We start from the raw sequence: 23,905 nt of genomic DNA on the forward strand, positions 1-23,905 counted from the left end.
TATCAATCCACGTTTTTAAATATGGACTTTATAGAATCATGTCCACTTCTCTTTTCAAAGTCTTGATCTGCTTGTACATAATGCTTATTCGTATGCAATATAGACATTTCCTTTACTTTTTTCTGTGTCTCGCTCTCTCTAAACGGGTTGTAAATGTACGTCAAAGTAGTGGAAGTCATAGTATGACCGAGCCAGCGTCTTATCTCATCTAACGCCCAACCATTAGCGTTCATCCTGCTGGCAACCGTACGTCTGATACAATGAGATCTTTTCATATTCCCGGACTCTTTCCAACCTAAAGTGATTTCAGCTTTCTCTAGTCTATGAACAAATACCATCTTATCTGCTCTTGAGCCATCTTCCTTCAGAAAAATATACTCTGACAAGATATTACTGCTTCTTCTGATTTTCTTAAATATATCAATTAACTCATCACTTAGATTCAACTCCCTATAGCCAGTTTCAGCATCAGATTTTACATAATCAACTACTTCTCCAGAACTATCTTCCATACGTTGAATAAATACAGTTTCATTTTGCCAGTTAATATCCGACCATTTTAAAGCACATAGTTCACCTATACGAAGTCCTAATTCAAAATTCCCCTTTAGCCCTAAATTGGCTATATTGCCATTCAACTCGTATCCCCTATCGAATTCTTCAATAAGACCTTCAATTTCATCTGGATAGAAAATCATATCAGCAGAAGGTTTTCTTCTTGCAGATTTGAATAGGTGAGTATATTCCAACTCTTCTTTTTTCCAAGGATCTTCTGGAATTAGTCCTTTTCTTTTTGCATAACGAAGAGTTCCAGTAACAACAATCTTGTGGGTATTGAAACTTTTCGCTGTCATGGGATTATTAATCAGTACATCAATCGCCCAATTTTCAAGGTCTAGTGTTTTGATTTGTTTTAATGGCATTTTGTCGATTTCTGTACCTTGGACATATTTCTGGTAACTTGCTCTGTTCTGTTTCATCGTTTCATCGGTATTATTTTTCTTTTTACATTTGTAAGCAAGCCATTCTTCAAAGATGTCACAAAATCTATTTCTACTTACATGAGTATTTATTTTCCCTAAAAAATAAAACATATAAAGTTTATCAATCAATTTCTCATATGTTGCAGCTTTAATATTACGTCTCCCTCTTGGCTTTGTAGCATCTGGAGCCCACGTTCCAACTCTTCCATCATATAAATCAGCAATATTATATTTATGACATTCTCTAACCTTTTTTTCTTTAAACTTATTGATTTGTAGCTTTATAGCATCTGGATTTATAATTCCATTAGAAACTAATTCAAACCACATTCCTTTATCTAATGATGTTAATTCCAACCGTATCATGGTGTTATACAAAGAATCAAGTTCTTGCTCTTTTTGAATGAATGAAAATTCCTTAGTCATCTTATCAATTTTCCGCCTCAATTATTATCAAAAGCATCTCTAATCATCTCTAACGTCTTTTCTTTTGGAAGAGGATTGTAAATATATCCCAGTGTAGTTTGTGCATCAGAATGGCCTAAAAGCGTTCTGATTTCATCAATAGGAACCCCATTTGCATTCAGTTTACTTGCAAACGTTTTTCTAATTTTATGAGATGATTTTTTACCAAGTCCACTGCATTCACATACCCTCCATAAAGATTGATTTACTTGCTCTTTGTTCAAATAAGTATCCTTCCTCATAAACAGAAACTCCTCTTTATCACAATCACCGTTACGTTTACTTATAATTTTTGTTAATACATTTTTGGCTTTAGGGATTAAAGGTACAAAGCGATTCGTATATGTCTTTGTATGATTTTCTATTATCCACTTATATTTTCTTCTGCCGTTAACATCTAATATAATACGTTGAGTAACTTCCCTTTCAACAGATATATAATTCTTCTCATAATTCACATCCTTAAATTTCAAACCACATAGTTCACCCACCCTCAGCCCACAGTAGAAATTAAAAATTATTGCTAGATAAACTTCATTTTTTGTAAGTTCGTAATACTCATTACATTTAACTATTATTTTATCTAGCTCGTCGCCAATGAAAACTTCTTCTTCGGGAGTTTTCTTATTTACTTGCCTAAATCTAACGGTGATTTTGACCGATTCCCAAGGATTGATCTTTACAACACCCGTTCTAAAAGCATACGTCCATATACCATTTATAATAGTTTTAAGATTCTGCCACTCTTTTCTCGTGAGATTATGATCTTTGATTAAGCTGTTTGCCCATGATTCTAGCAATATCACATCAATATTTGTCATAGATTTCTTTACAATTTCTGTTCCCTCAAAATACCTCTTCCAATGGTTAATATGTCTTTGAATAGTGTTTTCAGAATTAGTTATTGTTCTTTTATACGGTATCCATTTCTTAAAAACCTCTTCCATAGATTTAGAAGACTCTACAGTATCAATAATATTGTAATACTCTGCTAATTTATTATATAATTTATTTTTCTCAGCAGCCTTGAATATTCTTCTTCCATTCTTTTTTCTGGAATCTAAGACATAAGTTTGCCAACGCTGATCATTCTTCCCGTTCAATTTGGTGATTTTATACTTATGAACCTCATCAACTTTCTCCATTAGCTCAATATTAGCCTTTTGAGAAATTTCTTGTAAATTAATTACCCCATTATCAATAGCATATTTCAAGATTTCTTCCTGTGTCAAATAAACCACTCCCTATTATTATCAATAATTAAAATATACCATATATTTAGAAAACTATTGACTTCCAATAACTTGTAATACAGGAAAAAAATGTAAAAAAATAGGCATACCAGATATTTCTATCCAATATGCCTATAAATTTAATTAACAATTTCAATCAATACGGTTGAACCTCATACTTCAGCAGAGCATCATACACATTCTTTGGAACCTTACTTTTATATTTAGCAGCCATTAGCAGAATATCAGCCTGTTTGATTTTCTTATATTCCTCAAAGGCTTCTTCTGGCGTGTCCCAATAAGACAGAGTGATTGTCTCATCATGTCCACATGGCTTAATCTGACCATAATATTTTCCCATGCTTATATTATGCCGGACTCCTAAAGGTAAATTTTCTTTAGATGTTCTCCATATTGAACGATTGGTACGTTTCTTGCAATTTGAAAGCATTGTGTTTAATGTTTGTGGAATAATACAACACGTTTCAGGAGAATAAACTTTATTGCCAGGATATAATAAATCCTTATCTACAGCCATGGATTCTCCATCACACTCATAATAATTCGCCACATACCATTCAACGAAAAGATCTATATCACTCAGCCACTTATCGCCCATTGAAGCAGATTCATAGCATACACCGGAACTGGACTGCTCCGTTTTATAACACCTATTATATATCCCATGCCAAATATCATAGGCTGTACTTCCTGTTATCGTTGTGTATGTAATATACTCTTGTTTTCTAGGAAGATCACTGATTGTAATTATGTCATTTTCCAAAGCATACCTTTCAGAGCCGTCAACATATACAAGATTCTTATAGTAATTATTGTTTACGTCTTTATCTATATGCCAAATACTTTCACAACCTGTAGGCTTAATTAGAAAATGCTCCGCTGTTATTCTATCAAGAAACTTGTCAATCTTAGTTCTTTCTCCTCTGGCATCATAACCTGTTAGCGTGAAATGTATTCCATACTTATTTTCCGTTGTTGTCTTGTGATAAAATATCTTACCCCGAAGATTGTTAATAATTCTTCCATAATTGGATATCCAGTAGTTACGTGTATTATTTACCTGTACAAATACTTCGTCTTTTTCTATTAATTCTACTCCATACTTTCTTACATTGAAAACGCTCTCGTCCTGGATTGATATATATTCTCTCCACTCCTTACGTTCCTGTAATTTCTTCTGCTTCTTGCTAATCTTATTGTCATTCATTGAACCTCCTTTTATTAACCAGAGATTCAAGAAAATTGCTATAGGGGGCATGGTTTAACATTATGGCTTCTATATACAGGGGGGTGATCCCAAGAACGCCTTATTTTGAGATATATTTTAACCGAAACCCTTGTAAAATAAGGCTTTTTATACGGTCCCAATGAATAAACCCTTATTCTATAAGCAATTCTTCATTATTTACCCCCTAGAAATCGCCATTTCTCGTTAATTCAGTCCCATAGCAAATAAGCCCAGAATACATTATCCTGAACTTTATAAATCCAATATTCTATTTTTTACTTTTCATGTCTTTATCACATGGAATAGTTGTGCTGATATATTGACGACCACCAATCGGGGGACGTTGATTACACATAGAAAATTAGAAATACTCTTGAATCGTGGCATTACCTTTCTTTTACTTCCCGGTAACTAGGAAATACAAATACATATAAATTCTTAATGGCAGCAGTTGTTGTCTTCCATTATTTCATCAATGGCAACCGCAATATGCTTATTTACAATTCGCTCCAGATCATCATGCGTCATGTTTCCATATAACTGATTCAATCCATTCATATTCTCGCTGCTGATAACTGCTACTCTGTTACTTAACTCCATTATGTAAATCCTCCTATGTTCTTACTGAAAAGCCTTTACTCTTCAGATATTTAATTGCCAGTTTCAACAATTCCCCATTCTCAACGGTATTTTCTATTGTCTCGTCCCAAACACGGGGAGTATTATTTCCTACATCTAAGCCGCCATGTAATCCCAGATTTGCCCATGTGGCCACCTCAGATCCTGTAGCATTGTAATAATTATCCATGGAGTCATAATCAATGTATACAGACGCTACCACCTTATTTCCTACTCTCTTAGGCTCAACTTTTACCGCTGATCGCAAAAAATCATATGACCTTCTGTACGATTCTGGCGAATAGGAATCATAATAGGATTGTAAATAATAATTCAAGGTTTCATATACTCTATCTTCCAGGATACTTACCATATTTTCCATTGTTGGTATAAGTGCAGCAGTCAACTGGCTCATATTACTTATTCTTTTTGCCATTCTTATATTTCCTTTCTGCGGCTTCAATCACAGATATATTCATGGCATTATAATCACTTCTATCTGTTGAATACACATCGAAATTTACCAGATATCCACGTTCGACATGTTCCCCGTTTAATTTTGACCAATGGATAAAATACGACTGACCATTCTCACCACGAATAAATCCAAAACCCTTGTCTTCAAAATACTTTGTTACTGTTCCAAACATTCGTCTTCTCCTTTCAATCCATGAATTCCTTTTTCCATATTCTTGCTTAATCTTTCTTTCAAACTCTTTTTAAATAAATCATTTGTGTGGAAATGTAATCTTACAAATGTACGAAGCTCACCTTCCTTGTCCTTCATCGTGGCAAGTCCACAATGTGAAGTTCTAACGATAGTAGGACGAATTGTACCTACTCCCTTAATGCTGACCTTTTCACCTTCCATTAATGCTCTGAGACATTCTTCTGCATACATTTTCAGAATATTTTCAATTGACTTCTTGGTGTAAGCATTATCCTCCCTTCTCCAAACCCGTTCTATTGCTCTCCAGATTGTAAATCCATGGTCATGTTTTTCTTTGCTCACTTAATTTCCTCCTTGATTTTTTATAAAATTGTTATCGGTGGTGCCGATATCTGCTGAAATCTCCGGTCATTATCGGAATCTCAATTTTCATAAAATTGCTATTTGCTAGTGTCGTGTATTAGTGCTGTTACAATGCCCCTGTGAAGCACCAGAATGTCCATACAGACATTTCAATGATGGGTAAAGGGATTTTTACATTGGAATTTAAGGCACTAAAATAAGCCCTCTATCAATCATATTTCTACAACTGATAAAGGACTTATGCTAATGTCCTAACCTATTAATTTTCTCCGATTTACTACACCATTTACTACACCATTTTAACATCAAACTTTGATATTTTGCGATAAGTTACGATAAGTAGATATCTCATCGGAATAACCCTAAAGTGTCGTAAAATCAAGCATTTGCAAGGATTTTTAAACCTCTGGAACTGAAGGATATTACAAATTCAATAAATTCCTGCTTATACTGTTCCATTTTATCATTTTCTCCTTATTTTATGCGCTTATCAGCACTTCGATCTACATGATTATCTTACACGCCCTAAATAACCCCAGAACATTCGTCCCTAATTTTACCATACCCAATATTTATTTTCAATCGGCAATTGTCTTTCTCATGCGAAAATATCTTCTTTTTAAAAGATATAAAATCAAAAGAAAAAGATAAAACAGCCATTCTTTTCCTTTCATTACACTTCTATCACACTTCATAAGCTCCCTTCAGTAAAACACAGAAGCCATATATCAATCATAGCCAACTGATATAGAGCTTCTGTGAAATGTAAAATATTAACGCACTGCCCCGATCAGATCACGGATATCTTCCACTTTATGTTTCTTCATATAAGCTTCGATTCCACTTACAATCTCTTTTGCCGCGTAAGGATTCCGGAAATTAGCTGTCCCCACGGAAACCGCTGTTGCACCTGCCAGAATAAACTCGATGGCATCATCCGCATTCATAATTCCACCCATGCCAATAATCGGAAGCTTCACCGCATTGGCAACCTGATAGACCATGCGCACCGCAATGGGTTTGACAGCAGGACCGGACAGACCGCCGGTTTTATTGGCTACGGCAAAGGTCTGACGGTTAATATCAATCTTCATTCCGGTCAATGTATTAATAAGAGAAAGCGCATCCGCTCCCCCTGCTTCTGCCGCTTTTGCCATCTCGGCGATGTCGGTTACATTAGGGCTTAATTTCATAATAACCGGCTGTTTTGCATGTTTTTTCACTTCCCGTGTAATGGCTTCCACTGCCTTAGGGTCCTGACCAAAAGCAATTCCGCCTTCTTTTACATTGGGACAGGAAATGTTGATCTCCAGCATATCCACCGGCTCCTGTGCAAGACGATCCACTACTGCAAGATAATCTTCTGTGGTCTTGCCGCAGACATTGACAATGATCTTTGTATCGTACTTTAGTAAAAAAGGAATATCTCTTTTGGCGAAAACCTCCATACCTGGATTCTGCAGGCCTATGGCATTGAGCATACCGCCGTAAGTCTCTGCAATCCGGGGAGTTGGATTGCCTGGCCAGGGAACGCTGGCAACCCCTTTGGTCACCACTGCACCTAGCAGGTTTAAATCCACCATCTCACTGTATTCTTCACCGGAGCCAAACGTACCGGAAGCTGTAACAACCGGGTTCTTAAATTCAATTCCAGCCAGATTCACTTTTGTATTCATGAAAAGTCTACCTCCTCTGCCCGAAACACCGGACCATCTTTGCAGACCCTTTTATTCTTTACTTTGGAATGGTCATCTACATCCGTACTTTTGCATACACAGGCAAGACAGGCACCGATGCCGCATGCCATCCGCTCCTCTAAAGAAAGATAACATTCTATCTTATGCTCCAGTGCATAAGCCTTAATCGCTTTTAACATGGGAGTTGGTCCGCAGGCATAGATCACATCTGCCTTTAACTGATGTTCTTCTATTGCATTTAGTACATTGCCCTTTGTTCCCTGACTTCCATCTTCTGTGGCAATAAATGTATCACCATAGGGTAAAAATTCCTCATTTAAAAACAAAGAATCCCGATAACCCAGAATGATCTGCTTTTCACAAGCAAGCTGCTTTGCCAGCTCTAACATTGGCGGAATTCCGATTCCGCCTCCGATTAAGAACGCCTTTTTTCCAGCTCCTACCTCTAAAGGGAATCCATTCCCCAGAGGACCCATAATCTCCACAAGATCCCCTTCTTTATAATGAGAGAATTCTTCTGTTCCACTTCCCAGAATCCGGTATACGATTCTTAACCTGCCATTTTCTTTGTCTACTTCACAAATACTGATGGGACGGGGAAGTAATTTGGAACTGTCTTTTGAATAGAGAGAAAGGAACTGGCCAGGCGTCGCCTGCTCTGCCATCTGTCTTGTCTCAATCCACATGCTGTATACACCTTCTGCCAGCCTGATCTGACTGGTGACCCTTGCTGATTCCAATGCTTTTGCCATGATTCCTCCTATAATACCCGGTTGATGTCTGTCACCATATCAATCACTGCCTGTCTGGAGGCTTCTCCAAAATGCTCTGCTCCAAACTTCTTATATTTATCCTGCTTATAAGCTGCAATAATTCCTCTGGAAGAGTTTACAACAGCACCTAATCCATCTTCATTAAAACATGGTTTTAAGTCTTCTGCGGTTCCGCCCTGTGCTCCGTAACCAGGCACCAGAAAATAAGTGTTTGGCATAAGTTTACGAAGAATGGCGCTCATCTCCGGATAAGTTGCTCCTACAACAGCTCCTACATTGCTGTAAGTGCCATCCATGGACTGGCTTCCCCACTCCACTACCTTTTCCGCAACCTGTTCATAGAGAGGACGTCCATCAATCAGACGATCCTGGAACTCTCCGCTGGAAGGATTGGAAGTCTTAACCAGGACAAAAAGTCCCTTATCCTCTTCCCGGCAAACATCCACAAAAGGCTTGATTCCGTCTGTTCCAAGATATGGATTAACCGTAAGGAAATCCGTACCAAAGGCAGAAAAGCTGTTATTCCCTACCTTTACTTTTCCAATATGTGCAGTTGCATAGGCGGCAGATGTGGAACCAATATCTCCCCTTTTGGCATCTCCAATGACCAATAGCCCCTTTTCCTGACAATAGTTAACTGTTTTCACATAGGTCTTTAAACCCTCTATACCAAACTGCTCATACATGGCAATCTGGGGTTTCACGGAGGGAATCAGATCATAAACATGGTCGATAATTTCTTTGTTATACTGCCAGATTGCTTCTGCAGCACCCTCCAGAGTTTCACCAAATTCTTCAAATGCCTTCTTCACAATATGCTCTGGGATATAGCTAAGCATAGGGTCTAAACCTACACAGACTGGGGCTTTTGTTTTCTGGATTTTTTCAATTAACTGCCTGATCATTGTTTCCTCCTTGGTTGTTCTTTGCCTTATTATTCTCGATTCTTTCCAATTCTATCATAAGAAAGAACTGGCTTCAAGCTTTTTCAAAGAAAGCAAAGGAGCGCCGCTCATCAAACTGACGGAAGAAATCTTCCTCTGATTCATAGCTTGTCAGATAAAATGTTTTTAATAGCAGAACGCTGATCTTATTCGCCAATTCCAGGTCTTTACTTTCTGCTATTTTCTCTTCAAGTTCTTTTAAAAGGCAATGCCATTGATAAATAAATGTTTCATATCGCTTCAAATCCGGTGTGTCAATCCACTTACGGACTTTTACTTTTGACCGTTTTTCCATGCGGCATTCATGGATCTGGAGAAAATAACGAAATCCGTCTTCCTCGTAAATTCTTCCAAGAGGAAAAAGTCTGCAGATTCCGGGCCGGGAACTGTGAATGCTGCATCTCCCTTTCTCATCCAGAAAGCCACACCGTTCTTCCTCTCCTGACATGTTTAAATTGGGCAGAATAATTCCGTCCACCACATTTAATTCAAGCTTATCAAGAAGCAGCATTTCCATACTGCAGGATAAATGTCTGGTCAGCCTGTAACAGTCAAAGGGGTCAAGAACCACAGACTTTCCCATTCCCTGACAACAGGAATAACAGCCCTCACAGTCTTTGCAATCCGCTTTCACCATATCATTCAGCCCATAAAGCCTGCCATCCGAAATCTCCTTTAAATCTATGTCTCGTTTCATAACCTGTCCTCTTTATCTCTTTTATAAAAGCATTGATAGTTTATCATCCTCTTCTCTCAGTAGCAATAAAAAAATTTTAAAAAATTAGCACTCACCTCTTGACAGTGCTAATAATAAGTGTTATATTACATGTATAACAAATAAATAAATGCACCAGCAATCTGATGCACATGTAATAGGAAAAGGAGGAGTTCATATGTTATTATCCAGAAGAAACAATTTATTTGAAGACTTTTTCAATGATCCTTTTTTTACGGATGCATATCAGACCAGACAATCCCTGATGAAAACCGATATTGAAGACGACGGAACAAACTACGTTATTGACATGGAATTACCGGGATATGCAAAAGATATGGTAAAAGCCGAATTAAAAGACGGATATTTAACCATCTCTGCAGAAGCTTCCTCAGAAGAGAATTCTGATCAGGATAAAAACTACATTCGTAAAGAGCGTTATCACAGTTCTCTGAAACGAAGCTTTTATGTTGGTTCCGGTCTGAAACAAGATGACATTAAAGCTTCCTTTGAAAACGGAGTTTTAAGACTTACCGTTCCAAAAGAAGTACCAAAAGCAATTGAAGAAAGCCATTATATTGCGATCGAATAAATCTAATAACATAAAAAATACCGTCCAAAAGATCTGGGCGGTATTTTTTATGTTATTCCACTCTCCACGGATTGTCTTTTCCCTCCGCTTCATACTTGCAGCTTAGAATCGAATATTCCACCATATCACTGACCGCCTCTTCCGTATAAAAAGCCGTGTGAGGCGTGATGATTACATTGGGCATGGACTGCAAAACTGCCAGATCCCGGTTTGGGATTACTTTATATTTTAAATCTTTATAAAATATTTTTCTTTCATTTTCCAACACATCCAAAGCTGCGGCACCGATTTTTCCCGATTCAAGACCAGCGATCAAAGACTGGGTATCAATCAGCGTCCCTCGGGCGGCATTAATCAGAACCGCCCCCTCCTTCATCTGTTCCATTTCCTTTTGCCCGATCAGATGTTCTGTCTCTGCCCTGGCAGGAGCATGAAGGGAAATAACATCACTTTCCCGCAAAAGCGCCTCTAAGGAAACATAGGATACAAAAGAAGCAAGCTCTTCTTTGGGGTTTAAGGTGTGAACCAGGATCTTGCATCCAAACCCCCGAAGCCGCTGAATCACAGCCTCTCCAATTCTTCCTGCTCCGATGATTCCCACTGTGCAGGTACGGAGTTCCCGTCCCCTTACCTTCGTGAGTGAAAAATCCTGGACAAGCCCCCGTGTCACAATTGTTTTTACTTTGCGTAATGTCATCAGAATGAGCATTACCGTATATTCCGCCACACTTGCAGGGGTATAATTGACTGTGGAGACAGGAATGCCTAAGGTTTTGGCAGCCTCCATGTCTATATGATCATAGCCTGCAGTGCGGGTCGATACACAGCGGATTCCGCCAGCTTTCCATTTTTTTAGTATTTCTTTGGTAATGGAGGAAGTGACAATACTCACTGCGTCAAAACCTTGTACATGTTCTGCGTTCTCTAATGAAGGGCTGTAAGGCACCGTATGAAGTTCTACCCCATATTTTTCTGAAAATCTCTGAAAAAACATTGATTCGTCTGTACGGACATTATATGCAAGCAATTTCATGAACCACCACTCCTTCTCTCTATTGATTGAATGCTTCAAGATGACTGTATTTTAATACATTCCAAACATTCCTGCAAGAGCTTTGGTTTTACACCATGAAATTTCACCTATGTCTCTGCCAACGTTTACTGTTCATTGATCAATTGAAGTACATATTTTCTTTTCTGATGAAATTTTTCCGTATATCTTGCCTCATCGGAATTTTCCTCAATAAAATCCCTGGTAAATTGTGCAGGAAAATCTGCGATGACTTTTCCGGGTCTTCTGGACATAACCAGGATTCTGGTTCCTAAAAGCAGTGCTTCATCCACATCATGGGTAATAAAAAAGATAGTCTTTCCTGAATTCCACCATATCTTACGGATTAATGCCTGCATCTGTTCTCTTGTAAGGGCATCCAGGGCGCCAAAAGGTTCATCCATCAGCAGAATATCCGGATTGTTGATGAGAGCACTTGCTATGGCTGCTCTCTGTCTCATTCCGCCGGATAATTCATATACCTTTTTATCTGCAAATTCCATTAGACCAACCTGATCCAGATAGACTTTTACGTCCTGTTCTATCTTTTTCTTTGGAACTTTTTTCATCATCGGGCCAAAAGCTATGTTTTTTCTGACAGAATACCATTCATAAAGCGGCGGATGCTGAAAAACAACTCCCCTTTGGGAATCAATTCCCTTAATCTCTTTCTGGTTCAGCCTTACAGTTCCTTCTGTAGGCGGGATAAAACCCGCCAGAATATTTAAAAGAGTACTTTTGCCGCAACCGCTTGGTCCCATGACACACACGAATTCTCCCTGATAAATATTGAGATTCAATTCAGAGATTGCAGGACTTCCACCTCCGCTTTTATCATAGGATAATGATACATGATCAATGGAAATCAGTTCATTGGCGGTTTCATAAAAGTTTTTTCCTTCTTCCTCTTCCATTATTCTCCCGCTCCTCCCGTTTTAAACTGCAATGCCTGCTCTGCAAAAGTCGGATCTACCGCATCGGCAATGCTCTTCTCATCAGGAGTCTGGCTGATGTTCCCCTGGGAATGATGAAACTCGGCAATGGTTTTTAAGGTACCAAACAGCTTCCCCTTGCTCTCTGCTGTTCCCAGATAGCTCTCAGACAACTGCTCTTCTCCGGATACCCATATATTATCATTGATCTGCCCTCTGGCACTTTCCTCAGAAATTCCTTCCCATTCAGCCACCTCCTTTACTGCCTGATCCGGATTTTCCTTGACCAGATCGTGAACGTTCATAAGAGCCTTTACATAACGGGCCACAAGAGTTGGATATTTCTCTGAAAAGCTGGTTTCTGCCACTGCAATTTCAGGAATAAGAACTCCTTGTTTTGCCAGTTCCCCGTCATTGATCAAAATCGTACCATCCTTTAAACATTCATCAAGAGCCGGACTCCATATGTATGCCCCATCAATATCTCCCCTGGTCCATGCTGCCACAATATCCTGACCAGACATATCCAGAAGTGTCACATCGCCGTCCTTTAAGCCCCCCAGCTCCAGAGCATTTAAAAGAGCATAATGGGCCGTTGTTCCAAATGGCGCTGCAATGGTCTTACCCTTTAAGTCTGCTACCGTTTTTGCATTTAAGTCTTTTTTTACTGCCAAAGCTTCAATATTCCCGCCCTGTACATAAGGAACATACACTGCCTTATACTGGATTCCATTGGCAATTCCCAGGGCGATCGGAGAAGACCCAAAGGATGCCACATCCACCTGACCGGATACTACCCCATTGTTAATATCTGTACCTGCCGAATAAGTAACTGCATTCACCTTAACTCCAATATCACTTAAAAAATCTTCCTTCAGTAAAATGGCAGATTCCGGTCCTCCTTCGATAATTCCCACATTAATCTGGTCTGGGTAGATCTCTCCAGTGACCGGGTCTTTCTCGGACATCTGGGATAAATCTGACGTTTTTGATGAATCACTGTCTAAACTGGTGTTTTTCAAGCCACATCCCAGCAATTGAATAGAAAGAATGGCTGTAAGACCTAAAAAAATAATTTCCTTTTTTCTTTTCATATAGAGCCTCCCGATTATAATTAATATTTTCCTTTCCAGAATACAATTCTGGTTTCCAGATAAAGCAGGATTCTGTCAAGAAAGATTCCTGTAACCCCCATAATTATGATTCCCACAAAGATGACATCGCTCCTGAGATACTTACTTGCATCTAACACCATCCACCCGATTCCAGATACGGCAGCTACCATTTCTGCCGCCACGGAAGTGGCATAAGCCACACTCATGGCATTTCTCAAACCTACAAATATATCAGGAAGAGAGGCGGGAAGGATTACATGAAGAAATATCTGTCCTTTGCCTGCCCCCAGGGTTCTGGCGCGGTTAATGTAGTCCTGTTTCACCCTTGTGACTCCTGCCACACAAGAGACAAAGACAGGCGCTATGGCACCTAAGAACAATAAAAGTATTTTAGAGCCATCTCCTATGCCCATCCACAAAATTATGATGGTATAATAGCCCAAAGGAGGCAGTGGTCTTATAAATGCGATTATAGGTTCAAAAACCCCACGCACCCTTTCTGAGTATCCGCTCAACAATCCCAGAGCCGTTCCAGTGACTACTGCAAAAAAATACGCAATAAAAAGTCTTCTTAAACTGGCTGCCATATGGACCCATAAAGAATGGCCTTTATACCCTTCTTTAAGCAGATTGATAAAACAGGCTCCGATTGCAGTGGGCGAAGGAATAATAATACTTGAAATCCGGTTATTCCAGGTTGCCGCGATCCAGACTGTCAAAATGACAGCTCCGGTAAAAATGCTGATCATATATTTTTCATTTGGCTTTTTGATTGTTCTCTCCCCCTTCCAATATCCCTTGTTTCTGCCCCATTTTCCGGACCGTGTCTTTGACCGCATTCAGCACGATTTTGTCTAATTTTTTCAGTTTGTACTTTATGCTTTCCACATATCCAACTTCAAAAGACAGACTTTTATCCGACACTTTAAGCCTTCGAATGTGACCGTTTTGAACATAAAAATCATTTTCCGACATGCAGCGTGGAAAAAAAGCCACATATTGATTATAAGTAATCATGCTTTTAATGGAATCCAGATTATCGGTGCGGAAAACCACCTTTGGAAGTTTACCGGAGCCGATCATATTGGTAAGACCACCGTTATACCGTTTAAATTCATCCCGGTAAGCAATGTAGGGCTCCTCCAGCAGTTCCCCGTATGTAATGCTTTCTCTGTCCCAATAAGGAGAACTTTTCCCCACATAAAGGACATACTCATCCTGAAACAGAGGGGTATACTTAAGATCTGTGCTCCGCTCTAACTCTCCGTAATGTATGAGAATTCCAAACTTTGCGATACCAGAGGAAACATCATGAGCTACCTGACTGCTCTCCCCTGTTGTGACAGAAAAAAGAATGTCTGCCATATCTTCTTTCAGACTGTGCACCGTGGATGGAATAATCCAGTCACAGATGCAGGGAATACAGGAGATGCTTATTTCTCCTGCTTTTTGCTGCTCCCTTGCCATTTCCGTAATGTCATCAATTGCCTTTAAAATCTCTTCTGCCTTTTTAAGCAGCAATTCTCCGGTTATGGTGGGAGACACACCAGCATTGCTTCTCCTCAAAAGTTCCGTCCCAAGCTCCTTCTCCAGATTGATAATCGAAGAACTTACCGATGACTGAGACATGAAATTCTTCTCAGCAGCCGCAGAAACAGAATTATATTTTACAGCTTCTTTAAATAAATATAATTGTTCAATCTTCAACCCCTTCTAAAACCTCACCTTTCCAGAATCCTTATTTTCAACATTTTATTGGTAAACACTACTTCTATGGTCCTCCTCCCGGCCATGATCCCATACCATACGGTTTCAGATCTTCAATTATCAGCAAGAAATTATCAACATAATAAACCGATAAACATATATTGTCAACATGTTTATATGTATTATGATGAGGCAAAAATTTAAAAATCCTGTATTTTCCTTGATAAAAGGGGATTATTAGAATTTCCGATACCCCGTATATTATTTTCCTATTTTTCAAGTATGTTTAATGGTTTATAATGTAATTAGTTATTTTTAAGGAGGTAAACATGAAGCGAAACGCTAGAACAAAGAAATTAATTGTACTGGGGATTGATGGTATGGACCCGGTTACCACAAAAAGAATGGTGAAAGAGGGCAAATTGCCGAATATCAAAAAATACCTTTCCATGGGGTCTGCCAGACAAGGGCTTGAGATGCTGGGTGCACATCCTACCATTACCCCTCCCTGCTGGACCACCCTTGCCACCGGAGCATATCCGGGAACCCACGGTATCACCTGTTATTGGCGTCAGTCACCGGAAAGTCTGGATGCAGTCGTCTATAACATGGATTCCAGAAACTGCAAAGCCGAACAGCTCTGGAATGTGACCACAGAAGAGGGGTTAAAAACCCTGGTATGGCATTGGCCTGGTTCGTCCTGGCCCCCAACCTCTCAAAGTCCCCTGCTCCATGTGGTGGATGGAACACAGCCAGGTTCCGTGAACATGGGCGTTGCCCAGATGGATTGGGAAAAGATTGTCTACGCCTCACCAGAAACCAGATCGCTGCGGTTTGTTCCTCATACCCAAAAAGCTGCCGGTGTGGGCTGCAACATTACGGATCTGCACCAGGTCATTTCTGAGGAAAATACAGATGATGACGAGATGATGGAACTGTGGTGGGGAGACGCAGCAAGAAGCGGGGGAGAAATCAGAACCTATATAAAAGATCTTGAGGACACAGAGATGATGATCGGTGCCAAGGTGGCTTATGACGTTGTGTTTTCCCCCATTCAGCCTGCCACAGACTGGACTGCTGCTCCTGAAGGCGGACTGGAATTTACCATTTTAATCTCAGGCGGCAAGGAAGAACGCTATGGGTTGATTACCAAAAGTGAATCAGGAGCATACGATAAAGTCTCCCTATACCGTTCCAAACATGACAAAGAACCCTTTGTCATCATTCCAAAGGGAGAGATGATCTCGGGCGTCATAGATGATGCCACAAAAAAAGGAACTACCAGACCTTGCTGCAGATCCTATAAAATACTGGAACTAAGTCCGGACGGCTCTACCCTTCGCCTCTGGATCAGCAATGCCCTTGACATCACCAATAAAATGCTCTGGCATCCGGCTTCTCTTTATGAAAAACTGGTTAAAGACGTTGGTAACATTCCTCCAGTAAGCCTGATTGGCGGAGAAGATTCAGAGCTGGTAGATCAGATCTTCGAACCTTCCTGGAATATATACAGCCAGTGGCAGGCAGACAGCCTGGAATACTTAATTGACAAGGAACACTATGACGTGGTATTCAGCCATCTCCACAATATTGACTGCGCCGGACATCAGATCTGGCATCTGGCAAAAACGCTTGAACCCTGGAACCATACAGATGAAAAAATCTACCAGGAGCTGATTGAACGCTTTTATATACAGACAGATCATTATCTGGGACGATTCCTCCACTACCTTGATGAGGGCTTTACCATTTTCATTGTATCGGACCACGGCTTGCTGGTAGGCGAAAATGTACCGCCGATTCTGGGAGAATACGGCGGCTTAAATACAAAAGTCATGGAGGAACTGGGATATACAGTTCTAAAAAAAGATGCACAAGGCAATTCCATTGATGAAATCGACTGGGAAAAAACCAGAGCCGTTCAGATCCGAAGCAACTATATCTACATAAATCTAAAGGGAAGGGACAAACACGGAATCGTGGAACAAGAAGAAAAATACCAGTTGGAAGAACAGATTATATCAGACCTGTATGGCTATCGGGACCCCTACACCCAAAAACGTGTGGTGGGAGTTGCTTTAAGAAATAAAGATGCGGTTCTTTTTGGCACAAACGGACCGGAGTGCGGAGATATATTCTTTACGGTTGAAGAAGGCTTTAACCGGCTTCATGGAGATGGTCTTACCACTGCAGACGGATATTTCAATACCTCTGTTTCACCGGTATTTATTGCTGCCGGGGAAGGAATCAAAGACGGATGTACCACAGAACGGGTTATCCGGCAGGTGGATGTAACTCCTACCATTGCAGTGCTTCTTGGCACCAGAATTCCATCCCAGTGCGAAGGAGCTCCCATCTATCAGATATTATTAGAAGAATTCTAACTGTATGGAAATGATAGAGAGAACGAAAGAGAAGATCCAGATAAGGGTCTTCTCTTTCGTTCTCTGTAAAAGCGGGAATCTCAGCAGTTAAATTCTTTTATATATGCCGTTGTTACATAGGTTCCGCTTTTATAAGATTTTTTTAACATTGCCTCTTCCACTTCCAGTTTTATATTCATCCACATCTCCTCTGCTGCAATGGTCAGATGCGACAGCATAATTCCAATGCTCAGTTCCCGCATGGATATGACCGATGCAGACGGAAGAAACTCCTTACAGGCAAAAATATAAATCCGGTCGTGATAAACAATGAATCTCCAGGGCTGGGTGTTCATCGCCGAGGGAGCAAGTCTTGCCGCCTTTAAAATGTTTTTTACCGGTTCGCCGGCTTCTTCTTTAAATATACACAGTTCCTTTAAGGGAAGACGTTTTGCAGTCGCCGGGTCCCGGTAAAGTAAGGTCTTTGGATATCCGAACGCAACGGTTATGACCTGTTTGAAGTCAGAAGGACCGGGGCGGTCAACCTTTGCATTGCCTAGATAACAGGTTCCCAGACCTTTTCCAGTCATATAAAGAAGCACCGGCTCCAGAATAAAACCTGCATTTGCCATGTAACCTTCTTTCTCTTCTGAATAAAGCACGATATAATAAGGGGCTTCTACCTTCCATAAGCCTTTTACAGAAAGGTTCCCATCCATATTGTCATAGATCTCCATCTTGACAGAAATATCCCCGTGAAGCTTTAATACACAATTCCCAAAATAAAGAATATCCTTCAAAAGCTGGGGCGAAACCTGCTCTTTTTTGAATTTTCTGATGGATCTTCTTTTAAATATCATCTGATAAAGATTCATACCTGCTCCCCTCTTAAAGACTTAAATAAGCCCTTTCATTTCCTCCAAAAGTCCTGCAAACACCAAAAGGGATTCTTTTACCGGGTCTGCAGTCGACATATCAACACCGCAAAGCTTCAAAAGATCAATGGGAGACATTGAATTTCCACCGCTTAAAAATTTAAAGTATCCCTTTAATACGTTCTCATCTCCTGCAAGAATCTTGCTGCTGATGGCTACTGCTGCGGAAAAGCCTGTGGCATACTGATATACATAAAACGGTGTATAAAAATGCGGAATTCTGGACCATTCATAGTCAATCTCCGGATCAACTGTCATATCCGGTCCAAAATAAAATTCATTCAATTCGTGATAAGTCTGGCAGAGAAGATCTGAAGTTAATATCTGTCCTTCCATGTTCATCTGGTGAGTTCTGGCTTCAAATTCCGCAAACATTGCCTGGCGGTATAGCGTTCCCCGGAAACTGTCCATGAAATGGTTAACCAGGTAAGCCCGCTCCTGCTTATCCTTGCATACATTTAAAAGGTGACGGATCAGCAGCGCTTCGTTACAAGTGGAGGCAACCTCTGCCACAAAAATCTTGTATCCAGCATCCACATAAGTCTGATTCTTATCCGAGTACCAGCTATGAAGGGCGTGCCCCATCTCATGAGCTAACGTAAATACACTGTCAAGAGTTCCGTTAAAGTTCAACAGGACATAAGGATGGACACCATATACCCCCCAGGAATAAGCACCACTTCTCTTCCCCTGATTCTCATATACATCAATCCAACGGTTTTCAAAGCCTTCCTTTAACAGGGAAGCATATTCTTCACCAAGAGGTTTCAGACCTTCTAATACCATACTTTTTGCTTCTTCAAATGAAATCTTTTTCTCCTCCACCGGAACCATTGGCACATACAGATCATACATGTGAAGATCCTCTACCCCAAGCGCCTGTTTCCTGATGGAGACATATTGATGAAGATAGGAAATTCCTTCGTGTACTGCTTTTATCAAATTATCATAGACTTCTTCCGGTATCTCATTCTCTGACAGAAAATGGGCTCTTGCTGAAGAATAATTCCTTGCCTGTGCATAAAAAGCCGCCTTTTTCACATTGGCAGAAAAGGTAGATGCAAGTGTGTTTCCAAACTGTCTGTAAACTCCGTAAAGAGCTTCAAATGCTGCTTTTCTCACCCTTCTGTCCTGCTTTTCCATGAGGGCAATATAATTGCCATGGGTAATGGTAACTGGCTTATTATTCTCATCTGAAATTTCAGGGAATTTTACATCTGCATTGTTAAACATATTAAAAATATCAGAGGCACCAGAGGTAGCTTCCATGGACTTTGCAAGAAGTTCTTCCATAGACGCAGACAGAGTATGAGCCTTTTTCTTTAAAATAATCTCAAATGTCCTGTCATACCGCTCTAACCGGGTCTCATTTTTTCGAAACTGTTCCAGGGTCTCACCTGGAATTGCTAAAATCTCAGGTATGAGGAAAGAAGAAAGTTCTCCTGCCTGATAGGATAAAGCTCTTGCCCTGGCGGCAAATCCCTGGTACTTTGCATTGCCTGTATCCTCGTCAGACTTTTGTTTCCCATAAACAAATAAAGTTTCTATCTTGAAAGACACTTCCTCATCAAACTTTAAACAGGAATAAAGCGTCTCACCCGAATCGGCCAGATGCCCTTCATACGTTTTATATCCGGAAAGTGCCTGCTCTGTCTCTTTAAATAATTCTTCCCATGCCGTCTCAGACGGTAAAATATCCCCCAGGTTCCAGGTGTCGCATACTGGTACTTCATCTCTCTTTTTCAATGATATCCCTCCAACTGCTTTACTTGTGTTTATTCTATCACCCATATTTCAAAGAAACAACTGGAAATATGGAAATATTTGATTGAAATTTCATATTTTTTTGTATTATACTATAGGAAAACAAATTAGGAGCCCTCTCATGAATCTATATCGCACGAATACTCTGAGCCAGATACAAAAACAGGATCTGCTCAAGCTGCAGAATATTTGCAGAAATCACGATAAAATTTCTGTAACACTACCTGTGGAAGAAGACTGCATCTACTGCTTATTATACAACGAAGAAATTCTCTTATCCGCACTTTGTGGATTTTTTAATGAAAATGGAGATTGTGAATGCGGCGCATTTACTTTGCCCGAACACAGAAGAAAAGGACATTTTTCCCGCCTGCTGAAAGAAATGATAAAAGAAACAAAAGACACGGACATTGTGTTTCCTGTGGATCTAAGATGCAGTGATACCCTTGGCGTTTTAGAAGAAATCGGAGCATCGTTCTGGTATCAGGAACACATTATGGAACTTCCGCTTTCAAGCCTTCTGATCACACCAGCTGTAAACAGTCAAAAGCGAGTGAATAACCTGGAACTTTCCATTGCTTCTACACCGGAAGAAATACCGATCCAGTGTGTCTTTCTTTTAGATGGAGAAGCAGTTGGATCCTGCTTTTTGGACACCCAGGAGCATGGCGCTTATTTTTATGGTTTTGAAATTTCAGAGCCGCTCCGCAATCAGGGACTTGGCACAGCCTGTCTGTCTTTATTTTTAGAAACGTATTTTGCTCATCCCAATGCAAAAAGATTTAAGAAACTGTTTTTGCAGGTTTCCGGTCTTAATCAACCGGCAATCGCTTTATACAAAAAGGCAGGGTTTCAGATTACAGAAAGCCTTTCCTACTATGTATATTAATGATCAAAAAAAGCGAGTAAAGAAGGATTCTCATCCTTATCTTCACTCGCCTTAACTGATTCTTAACTGATTATTCGTCCCAGTTATGGTACGTTGCCTGAACGTCATCATCTGAATCCAGAAGGTCCATAATCCGGTTCATCTTCTTAATGGACTCTTCGTCCGTAAGCTCTGTCCATGTCTGTGGAATCATGGTAACATCTGCTTCCGCCATGGATATTCCGGCTTTTTCCAAAGCCTCTCTTACAGTGCTGAATTCATCAGGTCCTGTAATCACTTCAAAGCTGTCCTCTTCTTCTGAGAAATCTTCTGCTCCTGCTTCCAGTGCAATCATCATCAGCTCATCCGGATCCATGTCGCATTCTTCTTTATCAATAATAATCTGTCCCTTACGGTCAAAAAGAAAAGAAACGCATCCAGGAGTTCCAATATTACCGCCGCCTTTAGTAAAGGCACTTCTTACATTGGCTGCGGTACGGTTCTTGTTATCAGTCAACGTATCTACGATGATTGCAACCCCGTTCGGACCGTAACCTTCGTATGTAATTGTTTCATAATTCACAGATCCGGCATCGCCTGCTGCCTTTTTGATGCCCCGGTCAATGGTGTCATTTGGCATATTATTGGCTTTCGCCTTGGCAATAATATCACGGAGCCGACTGTTATTTGCAGGGTCTGGTCCGCCTTCTTTTACAGCTACTGCTAATTCTCTTCCGATGACAGTAAAAATTTTGCCCTTTGCGGAATCATTTTTTTCTTTTTTATGTTTGATGTTTGCGAACTTTGAATGTCCTGACATTGTTTCACGCACTCCTTTTCTTTCTCTATTTCGTCCTTATGTTTTTATAAACAAAAATCTTTTCTATTTTAACACTAATTTCCTTATCTTGCAAGAAAAAGCACACAGCCACAGGGACCAGTGTCTAAAACAAAGGCCGCCAGGACTGTGCCTGTTCTAATTTAAAGTTTCAGAAATCTCCTGCTCTGTCTCCATCTTCTTAACAGAATCCTCATGATCCTCCGGTGCACTTATCACTTCTTTTTCCACCCGGATGGACTGGATAATCTTATCCTTCACCTGTAGAATCTTAAACCGGTACCCAAGAACTGATACTTCTGTCTGCTCCCCTTCCTGGGGAATTCGATCCAGTTTGGAGATCAGAAGACCGCTTATAGTATCATACGAATCGTAATCCTCTTCATCAAACTCCATATTCAAGGTCTTTTCCACATCCTCTAACAGAGTCATCCCGTTCATTAAGTAGGAACCGTCCTCCGATGGGATGATGTACTCCTCATCCACATCGTATTCATCCAGAATATTGCCTACAATCTCTTCCAGAATATCCTCCATGGTTACAATTCCGGCTGTCTGGCCATATTCGTCCACTACGATTACCATGTGAATCTTTTCCGACTGCATCTCTTTAAAAAGATCGTTGATATTCCTTGTCTCTGGAATAAAAACAGCTTCCCGCAACAAACCTTCCATCTCCCACAGGCTTCTGTCTGCATTCTTCTTATCTTCTACTGCGATTAAAGCATCTTTCATATGAAGAATACCGATGATCTGATCCACTTCCTTTTTATAAACCGGATAACGGGAATTAAACCCCTCATTTAAAATAAAATCAACAGCCTGTCTCAGGGTTAAATCCCCTTCCAGTGCGACCAGATTTTTTCTATGGGTCATAATATCGCCAGCCTCTTTGTCATTTAACTCAAAGATGTTGGTGATCATCTCCGCTTCCCTGGCTTCCAGTACTCCCTGCTCATGACCTTCGTTTACCATAGACATAATATCTTCTTCTGTCACATTCTCATTGTCCGATGTCATGCCAATTCCAAACAGTTTTAAAACAATAACAGTCACCAGATTTGCCAGCCATGCAAAGGGTATGACAGGAATCATCAGCGTATTGATTACAGGCAAAAGACCATAGCCCCACTTCTCCGGATTCCTTGCTGCAAACCTTTTCGGAATCATAATACCAAAACTGACTAAAAGCACAATTAGTGCCACAGCCACCACAAAAAGACTGAGAAACGACAGCCACTGGCTGGAATAAACATGATCCCTCACCAGTACCTGCTCTAATTTTCTGCCAGCCTCCTTAAAAACATAAGCTCCGGTTACAATACCGACCAGGTTGGTCGTAATCTGAATTGAGTTAATAAATCCGGTAGGTCTGTTTACAATTCGAAGCAGCTTTCCTGCCTTTTTATTCCCTTCCTCCATCTGATGTTCCAATTCGCCTGTGTTTACATTCTGAATGGCTGACCCAAAGCCATAGAATACGGCGTCTAATACGATAAAAGCGATAAAAACTATCATCCACATAAGTGGATTCCCATCGTCCATCTTCTAATCGACTCCTTTTGTTCATCATCATTCGTACTTTTATGCAACTTATTAGAAATATATCATTTTATCAGCATTCCGTCAATAATGAACTATGTATCCAGTTCCAGGCTGACCCGCAGTGCACAGTCCACTTCCTGCTGAAGTTCTTCATCTATATGACAGATTTTTTCTTTTAGTCTCTGTTTGTCTATGGTACGAAGCTGTTCCAGAAGAATAACCGAATCCTTAATCATATCACATTTTTTTGTATCAAGTTCCACATGGGTGGGAAGCTTTGCCTTATTCATTCTGGAAGTTATTGCAGCACAGATCACAGTTGGGCTGTGCTTATTGCCTATGTCGTTCTGTATAATAAGAACAGGACGTATTCCGCCTTGTTCAGAGCCTACTACCGGTCGTAGATCGGCATAATAAATGTCTCCACGTCTGATTATCACATTCTCACACTCCGTCAATTTATTTAAGTCTATTATTGACCTTCTT

General features: G+C 40.2%; 24 protein-coding genes. 3 read left to right on the forward strand and 21 right to left on the reverse strand.

Going from position 1 to position 23,905, the window contains the following annotated elements:
• Positions 1–2: 2 nt before the first annotated feature.
• The 11 genes from FAY33_RS19950 to FAY33_RS12995 form a co-directional block, all read right to left on the reverse strand.
• A complete protein-coding gene (locus tag FAY33_RS19950; protein ID WP_243126736.1) occupies positions 3–1,409 on the reverse strand; it encodes a tyrosine-type recombinase/integrase in 1,407 nt (468 codons plus the stop codon).
• Between the two features lie 17 nt (positions 1,410–1,426).
• On the reverse strand, positions 1,427–2,680 hold the full coding sequence (locus tag FAY33_RS12955; RefSeq protein ID WP_143321656.1) for a site-specific integrase: 1,254 nt from the start codon (positions 2,678–2,680) through the stop codon (positions 1,427–1,429).
• A 157-nt stretch (positions 2,681–2,837) separates the two neighbouring features.
• Positions 2,838–3,908, reverse strand: coding sequence for a hypothetical protein (locus tag FAY33_RS12960; RefSeq protein ID WP_143321657.1), 1,071 nt, complete (start codon positions 3,906–3,908; stop codon positions 2,838–2,840).
• Between the two features lie 459 nt (positions 3,909–4,367).
• Entirely contained in the window at positions 4,368–4,529 is a 162-nt protein-coding gene (locus FAY33_RS19520) for a hypothetical protein (RefSeq protein ID WP_185967621.1), read from the reverse strand.
• A gap of 13 nt (positions 4,530–4,542) precedes the next feature.
• Complete coding sequence (locus tag FAY33_RS12965; protein ID WP_143321658.1) at positions 4,543–4,983, reverse strand: hypothetical protein; 441 nt, start codon at positions 4,981–4,983, stop codon at positions 4,543–4,545.
• A complete protein-coding gene (locus FAY33_RS12970) occupies positions 4,964–5,197 on the reverse strand; it encodes a cold shock domain-containing protein (RefSeq protein ID WP_143321659.1) in 234 nt (77 codons plus the stop codon). Before FAY33_RS12970 ends, FAY33_RS12965 begins: the two co-directional genes overlap by 20 nt.
• The gene (locus FAY33_RS12975; RefSeq protein ID WP_143321660.1) at positions 5,182–5,559 is read right to left on the reverse strand and encodes an HU family DNA-binding protein; all 378 of its coding nucleotides are present in this window, start codon (positions 5,557–5,559) and stop codon (positions 5,182–5,184) included. The genes FAY33_RS12970 and FAY33_RS12975 overlap by 16 nt, the downstream gene beginning before the upstream one ends.
• 794 nt (positions 5,560–6,353) lie before the next feature.
• Entirely contained in the window at positions 6,354–7,256 is a 903-nt protein-coding gene (locus FAY33_RS12980; protein WP_143321661.1) for a dihydroorotate dehydrogenase, read from the reverse strand.
• Positions 7,253–8,029: a dihydroorotate dehydrogenase electron transfer subunit gene (locus tag FAY33_RS12985; RefSeq protein ID WP_143321662.1), complete on the reverse strand. Its 777-nt coding sequence runs from the start codon at positions 8,027–8,029 to the stop codon at positions 7,253–7,255. The genes FAY33_RS12980 and FAY33_RS12985 overlap by 4 nt, the downstream gene beginning before the upstream one ends.
• Positions 8,030–8,037: 8 nt before the next feature.
• Positions 8,038–8,955 (reverse strand): orotidine-5'-phosphate decarboxylase, encoded by a 918-nt coding sequence (gene pyrF / locus FAY33_RS12990; protein ID WP_143321663.1) that lies wholly within the window; start codon positions 8,953–8,955, stop codon positions 8,038–8,040.
• Positions 8,956–9,028: 73 nt separating this feature from the next.
• Complete coding sequence (locus tag FAY33_RS12995) at positions 9,029–9,691, reverse strand: YkgJ family cysteine cluster protein (RefSeq protein ID WP_143321664.1); 663 nt, start codon at positions 9,689–9,691, stop codon at positions 9,029–9,031.
• A 196-nt stretch (positions 9,692–9,887) separates the two neighbouring features.
• Here FAY33_RS12995 and FAY33_RS13000 point away from each other — a divergent pair, with 196 nt between their 5' ends.
• A complete protein-coding gene (locus FAY33_RS13000; protein WP_143321665.1) occupies positions 9,888–10,301 on the forward strand; it encodes an Hsp20/alpha crystallin family protein in 414 nt (137 codons plus the stop codon).
• Positions 10,302–10,353: 52 nt separating this feature from the next.
• On the opposite strand, the gene FAY33_RS13005 is transcribed toward FAY33_RS13000, so the two are convergent.
• The 5 genes from FAY33_RS13005 to FAY33_RS13025 form a co-directional block, all read right to left on the reverse strand.
• Positions 10,354–11,334 (reverse strand): D-isomer specific 2-hydroxyacid dehydrogenase family protein, encoded by a 981-nt coding sequence (locus FAY33_RS13005; protein WP_143321666.1) that lies wholly within the window; start codon positions 11,332–11,334, stop codon positions 10,354–10,356.
• 125 nt (positions 11,335–11,459) lie between these two features.
• Positions 11,460–12,266, reverse strand: coding sequence for an ABC transporter ATP-binding protein (locus tag FAY33_RS13010; RefSeq protein ID WP_143321667.1), 807 nt, complete (start codon positions 12,264–12,266; stop codon positions 11,460–11,462).
• Positions 12,266–13,378 carry an ABC transporter substrate-binding protein gene (locus FAY33_RS13015; RefSeq protein WP_143321668.1) on the reverse strand — a complete coding sequence of 371 codons (1,113 nt, stop codon included), beginning with the start codon at positions 13,376–13,378 and terminating at the stop codon, positions 12,266–12,268. Before FAY33_RS13015 ends, FAY33_RS13010 begins: the two co-directional genes overlap by 1 nt.
• 20 nt (positions 13,379–13,398) lie before the next feature.
• Complete coding sequence (locus tag FAY33_RS13020) at positions 13,399–14,118, reverse strand: ABC transporter permease (RefSeq protein ID WP_347562696.1); 720 nt, start codon at positions 14,116–14,118, stop codon at positions 13,399–13,401.
• A gap of 37 nt (positions 14,119–14,155) precedes the next feature.
• Positions 14,156–15,106 carry a LysR family transcriptional regulator gene (locus tag FAY33_RS13025; protein ID WP_143321670.1) on the reverse strand — a complete coding sequence of 317 codons (951 nt, stop codon included), beginning with the start codon at positions 15,104–15,106 and terminating at the stop codon, positions 14,156–14,158.
• 329 nt (positions 15,107–15,435) lie between these two features.
• Here FAY33_RS13025 and FAY33_RS13030 point away from each other — a divergent pair, with 329 nt between their 5' ends.
• Positions 15,436–17,490 (forward strand): alkaline phosphatase family protein, encoded by a 2,055-nt coding sequence (locus FAY33_RS13030; RefSeq protein WP_143321671.1) that lies wholly within the window; start codon positions 15,436–15,438, stop codon positions 17,488–17,490.
• Between the two features lie 80 nt (positions 17,491–17,570).
• On the opposite strand, the gene FAY33_RS13035 is transcribed toward FAY33_RS13030, so the two are convergent.
• Both FAY33_RS13035 and pepF read right to left on the reverse strand, forming a co-directional pair.
• On the reverse strand, positions 17,571–18,344 hold the full coding sequence (locus FAY33_RS13035; protein ID WP_143321672.1) for a nitroreductase family protein: 774 nt from the start codon (positions 18,342–18,344) through the stop codon (positions 17,571–17,573).
• Between the two features lie 21 nt (positions 18,345–18,365).
• Complete coding sequence (gene pepF / locus FAY33_RS13040; RefSeq protein WP_143321673.1) at positions 18,366–20,195, reverse strand: oligoendopeptidase F; 1,830 nt, start codon at positions 20,193–20,195, stop codon at positions 18,366–18,368.
• Between the two features lie 94 nt (positions 20,196–20,289).
• Between pepF and FAY33_RS13045 the strand changes: the two genes are divergently transcribed.
• Complete coding sequence (locus FAY33_RS13045) at positions 20,290–21,057, forward strand: GNAT family N-acetyltransferase (protein ID WP_143321674.1); 768 nt, start codon at positions 20,290–20,292, stop codon at positions 21,055–21,057.
• Positions 21,058–21,127: 70 nt separating this feature from the next.
• Here FAY33_RS13045 and FAY33_RS13050 read toward each other — a convergent pair whose 3' ends face one another.
• From FAY33_RS13050 to FAY33_RS13060, 3 genes are all read right to left on the reverse strand, one after another.
• Positions 21,128–21,856 carry a YebC/PmpR family DNA-binding transcriptional regulator gene (locus FAY33_RS13050; RefSeq protein WP_143321675.1) on the reverse strand — a complete coding sequence of 243 codons (729 nt, stop codon included), beginning with the start codon at positions 21,854–21,856 and terminating at the stop codon, positions 21,128–21,130.
• 156 nt (positions 21,857–22,012) lie between these two features.
• Positions 22,013–23,419 carry a hemolysin family protein gene (locus FAY33_RS13055; protein ID WP_143321676.1) on the reverse strand — a complete coding sequence of 469 codons (1,407 nt, stop codon included), beginning with the start codon at positions 23,417–23,419 and terminating at the stop codon, positions 22,013–22,015.
• A gap of 92 nt (positions 23,420–23,511) precedes the next feature.
• Positions 23,512–23,859 carry a type II toxin-antitoxin system PemK/MazF family toxin gene (locus FAY33_RS13060; protein WP_054740115.1) on the reverse strand — a complete coding sequence of 116 codons (348 nt, stop codon included), beginning with the start codon at positions 23,857–23,859 and terminating at the stop codon, positions 23,512–23,514.
• Positions 23,860–23,905: the final 46 nt, after the last annotated feature.

It is taken from the genome of Clostridium sp. HBUAS56010 (genome assembly GCF_007115105.1).
Lineage (GTDB): Bacteria > Bacillota > Clostridia > Lachnospirales > Lachnospiraceae > Lacrimispora.

Excerpts from the sequence above, each read along its gene's own strand:
- FAY33_RS12960 (WP_143321657.1), bottom strand. The coding sequence starts at position 3,908 with ATGAATGACAATAAGATTAGCAAGAAGCAGAAGAAATTACAGGAACGT.
- pyrF (WP_143321663.1), bottom strand. The coding sequence starts at position 8,955 with ATGATCAGGCAGTTAATTGAAAAAATCCAGAAAACAAAAGCCCCAGTC.
- FAY33_RS13005 (WP_143321666.1), bottom strand. The coding sequence starts at position 11,334 with ATGAAATTGCTTGCATATAATGTCCGTACAGACGAATCAATGTTTTTT.
- FAY33_RS13050 (WP_143321675.1), bottom strand. The coding sequence starts at position 21,856 with ATGTCAGGACATTCAAAGTTCGCAAACATCAAACATAAAAAAGAAAAA.
- FAY33_RS12995 (WP_143321664.1), bottom strand. The coding sequence starts at position 9,691 with ATGAAACGAGACATAGATTTAAAGGAGATTTCGGATGGCAGGCTTTAT.
- FAY33_RS12985 (WP_143321662.1), bottom strand. The coding sequence starts at position 8,029 with ATGGCAAAAGCATTGGAATCAGCAAGGGTCACCAGTCAGATCAGGCTG.
- FAY33_RS13045 (WP_143321674.1), top strand. The coding sequence starts at position 20,290 with ATGAATCTATATCGCACGAATACTCTGAGCCAGATACAAAAACAGGAT.
- FAY33_RS13010 (WP_143321667.1), bottom strand. The coding sequence starts at position 12,266 with ATGGAAGAGGAAGAAGGAAAAAACTTTTATGAAACCGCCAATGAACTG.
- FAY33_RS12970 (WP_143321659.1), bottom strand. The coding sequence starts at position 5,197 with ATGTTTGGAACAGTAACAAAGTATTTTGAAGACAAGGGTTTTGGATTT.
- FAY33_RS12980 (WP_143321661.1), bottom strand. The coding sequence starts at position 7,256 with ATGAATACAAAAGTGAATCTGGCTGGAATTGAATTTAAGAACCCGGTT.
- FAY33_RS19520 (WP_185967621.1), bottom strand. The coding sequence starts at position 4,529 with ATGGAGTTAAGTAACAGAGTAGCAGTTATCAGCAGCGAGAATATGAAT.
- FAY33_RS13035 (WP_143321672.1), bottom strand. The coding sequence starts at position 18,344 with ATGAATCTTTATCAGATGATATTTAAAAGAAGATCCATCAGAAAATTC.
- FAY33_RS13030 (WP_143321671.1), top strand. The coding sequence starts at position 15,436 with ATGAAGCGAAACGCTAGAACAAAGAAATTAATTGTACTGGGGATTGAT.
- FAY33_RS19950 (WP_243126736.1), bottom strand. The coding sequence starts at position 1,409 with ATGACTAAGGAATTTTCATTCATTCAAAAAGAGCAAGAACTTGATTCT.
- pepF (WP_143321673.1), bottom strand. The coding sequence starts at position 20,195 with ATGGGTGATAGAATAAACACAAGTAAAGCAGTTGGAGGGATATCATTG.
- FAY33_RS13000 (WP_143321665.1), top strand. The coding sequence starts at position 9,888 with ATGTTATTATCCAGAAGAAACAATTTATTTGAAGACTTTTTCAATGAT.
- FAY33_RS12965 (WP_143321658.1), bottom strand. The coding sequence starts at position 4,983 with ATGGCAAAAAGAATAAGTAATATGAGCCAGTTGACTGCTGCACTTATA.
- FAY33_RS13055 (WP_143321676.1), bottom strand. The coding sequence starts at position 23,419 with ATGGACGATGGGAATCCACTTATGTGGATGATAGTTTTTATCGCTTTT.
- FAY33_RS13015 (WP_143321668.1), bottom strand. The coding sequence starts at position 13,378 with ATGAAAAGAAAAAAGGAAATTATTTTTTTAGGTCTTACAGCCATTCTT.